At 69.6% G+C, this 8610-nt stretch carries 10 protein-coding genes; 8 read left to right on the forward strand and 2 right to left on the reverse strand.

Annotation, left to right across the window (positions count from 1 at the left end):
* The coding region (locus AC27VN_RS24205; RefSeq protein WP_490878157.1) for a mechanosensitive ion channel family protein at positions 1–1392 on the forward strand (1392 nt) is incomplete at its 5' end.
* 18 nt (positions 1393–1410) lie between these two features.
* On the opposite strand, the gene AC27VN_RS24210 is transcribed toward AC27VN_RS24205, so the two are convergent.
* Positions 1411–1881, reverse strand: a complete 471-nt coding sequence (locus tag AC27VN_RS24210; protein ID WP_093341004.1) for an Lrp/AsnC family transcriptional regulator — start codon at positions 1879–1881, stop codon at positions 1411–1413.
* Positions 1882–2085: 204 nt separating this feature from the next.
* Between AC27VN_RS24210 and AC27VN_RS24215 the strand changes: the two genes are divergently transcribed.
* The 4 genes from AC27VN_RS24215 (at position 2086) to AC27VN_RS24230 (ending at position 5324) form a co-directional block, all read left to right on the forward strand.
* Positions 2086–3060: an ABC transporter substrate-binding protein gene (locus AC27VN_RS24215; RefSeq protein ID WP_093341005.1), complete on the forward strand. Its 975-nt coding sequence runs from the start codon at positions 2086–2088 to the stop codon at positions 3058–3060.
* A 76-nt stretch (positions 3061–3136) separates the two neighbouring features.
* On the forward strand, positions 3137–4033 hold the full coding sequence (locus AC27VN_RS24220) for an ABC transporter permease (protein WP_057592072.1): 897 nt from the start codon (positions 3137–3139) through the stop codon (positions 4031–4033).
* A complete protein-coding gene (locus tag AC27VN_RS24225) occupies positions 4033–4827 on the forward strand; it encodes an ABC transporter ATP-binding protein (RefSeq protein WP_093341008.1) in 795 nt (264 codons plus the stop codon). The genes AC27VN_RS24220 and AC27VN_RS24225 overlap by 1 nt, the downstream gene beginning before the upstream one ends.
* On the forward strand, positions 4824–5324 hold the full coding sequence (locus tag AC27VN_RS24230) for a GNAT family N-acetyltransferase (RefSeq protein ID WP_490878158.1): 501 nt from the start codon (positions 4824–4826) through the stop codon (positions 5322–5324). Before AC27VN_RS24225 ends, AC27VN_RS24230 begins: the two co-directional genes overlap by 4 nt.
* A gap of 10 nt (positions 5325–5334) precedes the next feature.
* Here AC27VN_RS24230 and AC27VN_RS24235 read toward each other — a convergent pair whose 3' ends face one another.
* Positions 5335–5613, reverse strand: a complete 279-nt coding sequence (locus AC27VN_RS24235) for a hypothetical protein (RefSeq protein WP_490878159.1) — start codon at positions 5611–5613, stop codon at positions 5335–5337.
* Positions 5614–5706: 93 nt separating this feature from the next.
* Here AC27VN_RS24235 and hemA point away from each other — a divergent pair, with 93 nt between their 5' ends.
* The 3 genes from hemA to AC27VN_RS24250 all read left to right on the forward strand — a co-directional run.
* Positions 5707–6978, forward strand: a complete 1272-nt coding sequence (hemA, locus tag AC27VN_RS24240) for a glutamyl-tRNA reductase (RefSeq protein WP_057592076.1) — start codon at positions 5707–5709, stop codon at positions 6976–6978.
* Positions 6979–7074: 96 nt separating this feature from the next.
* A complete protein-coding gene (gene prfA / locus AC27VN_RS24245) occupies positions 7075–8163 on the forward strand; it encodes a peptide chain release factor 1 (RefSeq protein WP_490878160.1) in 1089 nt (362 codons plus the stop codon).
* On the forward strand, positions 8160–8610 hold a 451-nt coding region (locus AC27VN_RS24250; protein WP_490878161.1), incomplete at its 3' end, for a HemK/PrmC family methyltransferase. The genes prfA and AC27VN_RS24250, both read left to right, overlap by 4 nt.

The following is an 8610-nucleotide window of genomic DNA, read 5'->3' on the forward strand; positions in this document are numbered from 1 at the left end:
CTGGTCGACGCCAGCCTCTCGGCCGTGGTCGCCACCCACGTGCTGACCGCGCTGCTGCTGACCGCGCTGGTGGGCGCGGTGCTCTACCGGCTCAAGGCGCTGCGCGCCGGCGCGCCCGGCGAGGACCTGCCCGAGCGGCCGATGTGGGTCGGCATCCTGGTGGCGCTGATCGCCATCCTGATGATCGTGATCTGGGTGCTGGTGGCCGTGGGCTACGTGGCGCTCGCGAGCTTCCTGGCCTCGCAGCTGACCTGGAGCGGCATCGTCGCCACCGCGTTCTACGTGCTGTTCAAGTTCGCCGACGACGTGTTCATGGCCACCGTGTCGTCGCGCAGCGGCTTCGGCCAGCGGCTGCAGAAGAGCTTCGGCCTGGCACCGCAGACGCTGGACCAGATCGCCACCGTGCTGTCGGGCCTGAGCCGGGTGGCGCTGTTCTTCTACATGCTGATCGCGCTGGCCGCGCCGCTGGGCACCAGCCCCGGCGAGGTGTTCCAGCGCAGCGGCAAGTTCGGCACCGGCGTGAAGATCGGCGAATTCCAGCTCGTGCCGGGTGCGATCCTCAGCGCGGTGGCGGTGCTGGCCGTGGGCTTCGTGATGCTGCGCATCTTCAAGCGCTGGCTGGCCGCGAGCTACCTGCCGACCACCAAGTTCGAGCCTGGCATGCAGAGCTCGATCAGCACCCTGCTGGGCTACGTGGGCGGCATCCTGGTGATCGCGTTCTCGCTCTCGGCCCTGGGCATCGGCGTCGAGCGCATCGCGTGGGTGGCGAGCGCGCTGTCGGTGGGCATCGGCTTCGGCCTGCAGGCGATCGTGCAGAACTTCATCTCGGGCCTGATCCTGCTGGCCGAGCAGCCCGTGAAGGTGGGCGACTGGGTGGTGCTGGGCACGGCCGAGGGCGACGTGCGGCGCATCAACGTGCGCGCCACCGAGATTCAGCTCGGCGACCGCTCCACGCTGATCGTGCCGAACTCGGAATTCATCACCAAGACCGTGCGCAACATGACCTTGGCCAACGCCGAGGGCCGGGTGCTGATCCGCCTGCCGATGCCGCTGACCACCGACGCGCAGAAGGTGCGCGACCTGATCCTCGAGGCCTGCAAGGCGCACGAGGGCGTGCTCGAGACGCCGGCGCCCTCGCTCACGCTCGAGGGCATCGAGAACGGGCTCTTGATCTTCCAGGCGATCGCCTACGTGGCGAGCCCGCGGCTGGCCGGCGGCGTGCGCAGCGACCTGCTGTTCACCATCCTCGACGCGCTGCGCCAGGCCGACCTGCCGATGGCCACGCCCACGCTGGTGATGGCGGCCGCGCCGACGGCCCCCTCGACGCTCTCGACCGCGCCCTCGCCGGTGCCCTCCTCGCCGGCCTCGCCGCTGCCGGGCGTGCAGGGCTGAAGGCCGGCTGCGCCCGACTCAACTCAGCGGCAGGGTGGTCGTGCACTTCACCTCGTTGAGGCACACGCTCGAGCGCACCGCCGACACGCCGGGCATGTGCATCAGCGTGTCCATCAGGAACTGCGACAGCGAGTGCAGGTCGCGCGCGACCACCTTGATGACGTAGTCGAAGTCGCCGGTGACCGAATAGCACTCGAGGATCTGCGGCAGGTCGGCCACCAGGTCCTGGAATTTCGGCAGCTCGCCGATGTGGCCGCGCGCCATGGTCACGTGGATGAAGGCGATCACGCCGAGCCCCACCTGGCGCGCGTCGAGCCGGGCCGCGTAGCCGCTGATGAAGCCCATCTCCTCGAGCCGCCGGTGCCGCCGCAGGCACTGGGCCGGCGAGAGATTGGCCACTTCGGAGAGTTCGAGGTTCGATGCACGGCCATGCGCTTGCAAGTGGTCGAGGATCTTCCTGTCGATACGGTCGAGCGTGATCTCGTGCAATTTCATCTCCTTCAAGTGCCAATGACCGCAATCATATTTCTCAAAGCGGGGTAAGCACTGGCGTGGGATGCACCTTAATTGTGCAGACCACGCTCTAGACTCCAGGCTTCCGGAAGTGCATGCCGCATTTCCGTGCATCGCTTCCCTGCCCGGCCCCGCCGTGGCGTCGGACCCGTTCCCTTCCTCTGATCCGGAGATCCTCACGTGAAATTCGCCCTGCTTCGCACCCCTGTCGCCGCCGCCCTGGCCCTCGGCATGCTCGCCGCCGCGCCCGCCTTCGCGGCCGACAAGTCGGTGGCCGTGACCGCCATCGTCGAGCACCCGGCGCTCGACGCCGTGCGCGACGGCGTCAAGGCCGAGCTGAAGGCGGCCGGCTACGAAGAGGGCAAGAACCTCAAGTTCACCTACCAGAGCGCACAGGGCAACGTGGGCACCGCGGCCCAGATCGCACGCAAGTACGTGGGCGACCAGCCCGACGTGATCGTCGCGATCGCCACCCCCTCGGCCCAGGCCACGCTGGCCGCCACCAAGACCATCCCGGTCGTCTACTCGGCCGTGACCGACCCGGTGGCCGCCAAGCTGGTGAAGAGCTGGGACGCCACCGGCACCAACGTGACCGGCGTGTCGGACCTGTCGCCGCTGGACAAGCACATCGCCCTCATCAAGCAGGTGGTGCCCACCGCCAAGCGCATCGGCGTGATCTACAGCCCCGGCGAAGCCAACTCGGTGGCGATCGTGGCCGACCTCAAGAAGGCCGCCGCGGCCGCCGGCATGACGGTGGTGGAAGCCGCCGCCGCGCGCACCGTCGACGTGCCGACCGCCGCCCAGAGCCTGGTCGGCAAGGCCGACGCGATCTACACGCCGACCGACAACAACGTGGTGTCGGCCTTCGAGGGCATCGTGAAGGTGGCGCAGCAGGCCAAGCTGCCGGTGGTGGCGGCCGACACCGCCACCGTCGAGCGCGGCGCGGTCGCGGCGCTGGGCCTGAACTACACCGACATCGGCCGCCAGACCGGCAAGATCGTGGTGCGCATCCTCAAGGGCGAGAAGCCCGGCACGATCGCCTCGCAGACCAGCACCAACTTCGAGCTGGTGGTGAACCCGGGCGCGGCCAAGCTGCAGGGCGTGACCCTGTCGGACGAGCTGCTGAAGACCGCCAAGGTCGTGAGCACCAAGTAAGTCCCGGCCTCATCGCCAGCGACGGGTCGTCCTGCGGGCGGCCCGTCTTTTCGTTTTCGCCGGGAGCTTCTTCCTCATGTCCCTCATCGCCTCGCTGGGCGCCATCGAGATCGGCCTGATATTCGGGCTGGTCGCGCTGGGCGTCTTCATGTCCTTCCGCATCATCAACTTTCCCGACCTCACGGTGGACGGCAGCTTCCCGCTCGGCGCCGCCGTGGCGGCCACGCTGATCGTGGCCGGCTGGAACCCCGTGGCCGCCACTGCGGTGGCCTGCGTCGCGGGCGCCGTCTCGGGCTGGGTCACGGCCTGGCTCAACGTGAAGCTCAAGATCATGCAGCTGCTCGCGAGCATCCTGGTGATGATCGCGCTCTACTCGATCAACCTGCGCGTGATGGGCAAGCCCAACGTGGCGCTGATCACCGAACCCACCGTGTTCAGCATGGCCAGCTTCGGCGGCATGCCCGAGCAGTGGGCCAAGCCGCTGTTGCTGCTGCTGATCGTGATCGCCGCGAAGATCGTGGTCGACCTGTTCTTCGCCTCCGAGGCCGGCCTGGCGATGCGCGCCACCGGCGGCAATGCGCGCATGGCGCGCGCCCAGGGCATCTCGACCGACTTCCACACCATGGCGGGCCTGGCGCTGTCGAACGCGCTGGTGGCGCTGGCCGGCGCGCTGTTCGCGCAGAGCCAGGGCACGGCCGACATCTCGATGGGCGTGGGCACGATCGTGATCGGCCTGGCGGCGGTGATCATCGGCGAGACGCTGATGCCCGCGCGCAGCATGGTGATCACCACGCTGGCCTGCATCCTGGGGGCGCTGCTCTACCGCTTCTTCATCGCGATGGCGCTGAACACCGACTTCATGGGCCTGCAGGCGCAGGACCTGAACCTGGTGACCGCCGTGCTGGTGGCCTTCGCGCTGCTGGTGCCTGCCTACAAGCGCAAGCTCGGCGGGCTTTTCAAGGGGAAGAACTGATGCTGCGCGCCGAACAACTCGAGATGACCTTCAACCCGGGCACGCCGATCGAGAACCGCGTGCTGCGCGGGCTCAGCCTGGAGATTCCCACCGGCCAGTTCGTCACCGTGATCGGCTCGAACGGCGCCGGCAAGTCGACCTTCCTCAATGCGGTCAGCGGCGACCTGATCGTCGACAAGGGCCGCATCGAGATCGACGGCAAGGACGTGACGCGGCTCAACGCCTGGCAGCGTTCGGGCATGGTGGCGCGCGTGTTCCAGGACCCGATGGCCGGCACCTGCGAGGCGCTGACCATCGAGGAGAACATGGCGCTGGCCTGGAAGCGCGGCGAGCGGCGCGGCCTGGGCCTGTCGCTCAACCGCGGGCTGCGCGAGCTGTTCCGCGAGAAGCTGTCGATCCTCAAGCTCGGGCTGGAGAACCGGTTGGCCGACCGCATCGGCCTGCTGTCGGGCGGCCAGCGGCAGGCCGTGAGCCTGCTGATGGCCTCGCTCAAGCCCTCGCGCATCCTGCTGCTCGACGAGCACACGGCCGCGCTCGACCCGAAGACCGCGGCCTTCGTGCTCGAGCTCACGGCGCGCATCGTCGAGGAGAGCAAGCTCACCGCGATGATGGTCACGCACAGCATGCGCCAGGCGCTGGACTACGGCTCGCGCACGGTGATGCTGCACGAGGGCCAGGTGATCCTCGACGTGGCCGGCCCCGAGCGCTCGGGCCTGGACGTGCCCGACCTGCTGCGCATGTTCGAACAGACGCGCGGCGAGAAACTCGACGACGACAAGCTGCTGCTGGCATGACCGTCGTGCGCGCGATGCGGCCCGAGGACCTGCAGGCCGTGCTGGCGATCCAGCTCGCCTGCTACGGGGCGGGCTTCGTCGAGGACGGGACGCTGATCGTGAGCCGGCTCGCCGCGGCGCCGCGCACCGGCTGGGTGGTCGAGCACGCGGGGCGGGTAGCGGCCTACCTCGCGGCCTATCCCTCGCGCGTGGGCAAGCTCACGGCCCTGTACGGCGATTTCGAGGTGCTGCCCGAGACACAGGCCGACGCGCTCTACCTGCACGATCTCGCGGTCGATCCCGCGGCCTCGGGCCATGGCCTGGGACCGGCGCTGGTGCGGCATGCGCTGGCCTTCGCCGACACGGCGGGCTGGCGGCGCTCCGCGCTGGTGTCGGTGCAGTCCTCGCTGGGCTTCTGGGAACGCCACGGCTACGCGGTGCATGCGCTGGCCGACGCGGCGCAGCAGGCGCGCCTGGCGAGCTATCCCGCGCCGGCGCACTACATGGTGCGGGCCTGAAAGCCGCCGCTCAGCGCCGCCAGCCGCGCTGCAGCAGCCACTGCACGGTGCCGCAGACCACCACCAGCGCGGCATAGCTCACGATGCGGCCGTCGTGGCCCGTGAACACCAGCCCGGCCAGCAGCACCAGCACGCCAGCTATCGTATTGATAGCGAATTGCGCCCAGATGGCGGGAGTTCCAGGCTTTCGCGGCATCAGGAAACGGCCGCACAGCGCGAGCACCCCGGCCACGAAGACGGCCGGCAGCGCGAAGTTGAAGAGGTGGTTGAGCAGGGCGAGCGCGGACATTCGGGAAGGGGCGGAAGCGTCATCCGCCAGCCGCTATGGAGGTCATAGACAGCACGGTGCCGGGACGGGCTCCGCAAATTTTATAATCTCGCCATGTCTGTCTGGGCTCTTGGCTTGAACCACACGACCGCGCCGCTCGATCTGCGCGGTCGTTTCGCGTTTGCGCTCGACCAGATCGCTCCCACCCTGCAGAGCCTGCGCAGCTCGTTCTCGAGTGGCCGCCACCCGCAGGTCGAGGCCGCCATCATCTCGACCTGCAACCGCACCGAGATCTACTGCGCCGCCGACCATGCCGCGATCGACCACACGGTCGGCTGGCTGGCCCAGAGCGGCGGCGTGGCCCCCGCGCTGCTGCGCTCGCATGCCTACACCCTGCACGACGGCGATGTCGCGCGCCATGCCTTCCGCGTGGCCAGCGGCCTCGATTCGATGGTGCTCGGCGAAGCCCAGATCCTCGGCCAGATGAAGGACGCGGTGCGCGCCGCCGAAACCGCCGGCGCGCTGGGCAGCACGCTCAACCAACTCTTCCAGCGCTCGTTCGCGGTCGCCAAGGAAGTGCGCACCGCCACCGAGATCGGCGCGCACTCGATCAGCATGGCGGCCGCCGCCGTGCGCCTGGCCGGCCAGCTGTTCGAGGACCTGCGCCAGACGCGCGTGCTGTTCGTCGGCGCCGGCGAGATGATCGACCTCGCGGCCACGCACTTCGCGGCCAAGGAGCCGAAGTCCATCGCCATCGCCAACCGCACGCTCGAACGCGGCGAGAAGCTGGCCTCGCGCTTCGGCGGCGAGGCGATGCGGCTGGCCGACCTGCCGGCACGGCTGGCCGAGTTCGACATCGTCGTGAGCTGCACCGCGAGCACGCTGCCGATCATCGGCCTGGGCGCCGTGGAACGCGCGCTCAAGTCGCGCAAGCACCGCCCGATGTTCATGGTCGACCTGGCCGTGCCGCGCGACATCGAGCCCGAGGTGAAGGCGCTCGAGGACATCTACCTCTACACCGTGGACGACCTCGCCCAGGTCGTGCAGCAAGGCCAGGCCAACCGCCAGGCCGCGGTGGCGCAGGCCGAGGTCATCATCGACGCCGGCGTGCAGAGCTTCATGCACTGGCTGGGCCAGCGCGGCACGGTGCCGCTGATCCAGCAGCTCAACGCCCAGACCGACGAATGGCGCGCCGCCGAACTGGCGCGCGCGCGCAAGCTGCTCGCCAAGGGCGAATCGGTCGACGCCGTGCTCGAAGCCCTGTCGCGCGGGCTCACGCAGAAGATGCTGCACGGCGCGCTGGCCGAGCTGCACGCGGGCGATGCCGCCTCGCGCGAGCAGACGGCGCAGACCATCTCGCGCCTGTTCCTGCGCAAAGAGCGTTAGCGGCGCTCGTCCGCGAGCCCGGCACGGCGTGCCGCGCTCTCCATGCGCCTTGCCGCCATGCCGCGGCACTTCCCCTCTTTTTCGAATCCCTCCGTCGTGAAGCCCTTTCTCCGCCACCAACTCGAACGCTATGCCGCCCGCCTCGGCGAACTCGACTTCCTGCTCTCGCGCGAGGACATCATGGGCGACATGGCGCAGTACCGCACCATCTCGCGCGAGCATGCCGAGGTGACGCAGGTGGCCGGCCGCTATGCGCGCTACGTGCAGCGCGAGGCCGACATCGCGGGCGCCAAGGAAATGCTCGATGACCCCGACATGGCCGAGATGGCCACACAGGAAATCGCCGAGGCCGAAGCGGAGCTCGCGCAGCTGGAAGACGAGCTGCAGCGCCTGCTGCTGCCCAAGGACCTCGACGACGCGCGCAACGCCTTCCTTGAAATCCGCGCCGGCACCGGCGGCGACGAATCGGCGCTGTTCGCGGGCGACCTGCTGCGCATGTACACGCGCTACTGCGAGCGCGCCGGCTGGCGCTGCGAGATCGTGAGCGAGAACGAGAGCGAGCTCGGCGGCTACAAGGAAGTGGTGGTGCGCATCTCGGGCGACGAGGTGTTCGGCAACCTGCGCTTCGAATCGGGCGGCCACCGCGTGCAGCGCGTGCCGGCCACCGAGACGCAGGGCCGCATCCACACCAGCGCCTGCACGGTGGCGGTGCTGGCCGAGCCCGACGAAGCGCAGGCGGTGCAGATCAACCCGGCCGACCTGCGCATCGACACCTACCGCGCCAGCGGCGCCGGCGGCCAGCACATCAACAAGACCGATTCGGCGGTGCGCATCACGCACATCCCGACCGGCATCGTGGCCGAGTGCCAGGACGACCGCAGCCAGCACCGCAACAAGGCGAAGGCGCTGCAGGTGCTGTCGGCGCGGATCCAGGAGAAGGAGCGCAGCGAGCGCGCCGCCAAGGACGCCGCGCTGCGCAAGGGCCTGATCGGCAGCGGCGACCGCTCCGACCGCATCCGCACCTACAACTTCCCCCAGGGCCGGCTCACCGACCACCGGATCAACCTCACGCTCTACAAGCTGCTCGCGATCATGGAAGGCGACCTCGGCGACGTGCTCGAGGCGCTGCGCGCGGCGCGCGCGGCCGAGCAACTGGCAGAACTCGAATCGAGCCTGCCGTCATGAGCGCAGAACCGCTCGCGCCCTCGACCGTGACCCAGGCGCTGGCCGCGGCCGCGCGGCTGGGCGTCGACCGGCTCGATGCCCAGCTGCTGCTGCTGCACGCGCTGGGCCGGCCGCCGCACGACCGCGCCTGGCTGCTCGCGCACGACACCGACGCGCTGCCCGAGCCGCTGTGGACCGCACTGTCGGCGCGGCTGCTGCGCCGCCTCGCGGGCGAACCGGTGGCCTACCTGCTGGGCGAGAAGGAATTCCACGGCCTCGAGCTGCGCGTCGACCCGCGCGTGCTGGTGCCGCGGCCCGACACCGAGACGCTGGTCGATTGGGCGCTGGAATGCCTCGAAGGCCAGACCGCGCCGCGCGTGCTCGACCTGGGCACCGGCAGCGGCGCGATCGCGCTGGCGCTGCAGCATGCGCGGCCCGACGCACGGGTCGATGCCGTGGATGCCAGCG

This window comes from Variovorax sp. 20P10.2.4, from assembly GCF_058244205.1.

Coding starts and splice junctions, on each gene's coding strand:
- hemA (WP_057592076.1), top strand. CDS start 5,707: ATGTCTGTCTGGGCTCTTGGCTTGAACCACACGACCGCGCCGCTCGAT.
- AC27VN_RS24225 (WP_093341008.1), top strand. CDS start 4,033: ATGCTGCGCGCCGAACAACTCGAGATGACCTTCAACCCGGGCACGCCG.
- AC27VN_RS24230 (WP_490878158.1), top strand. CDS start 4,824: ATGACCGTCGTGCGCGCGATGCGGCCCGAGGACCTGCAGGCCGTGCTG.
- AC27VN_RS24220 (WP_057592072.1), top strand. CDS start 3,137: ATGTCCCTCATCGCCTCGCTGGGCGCCATCGAGATCGGCCTGATATTC.
- AC27VN_RS24235 (WP_490878159.1), bottom strand. CDS start 5,613: ATGTCCGCGCTCGCCCTGCTCAACCACCTCTTCAACTTCGCGCTGCCG.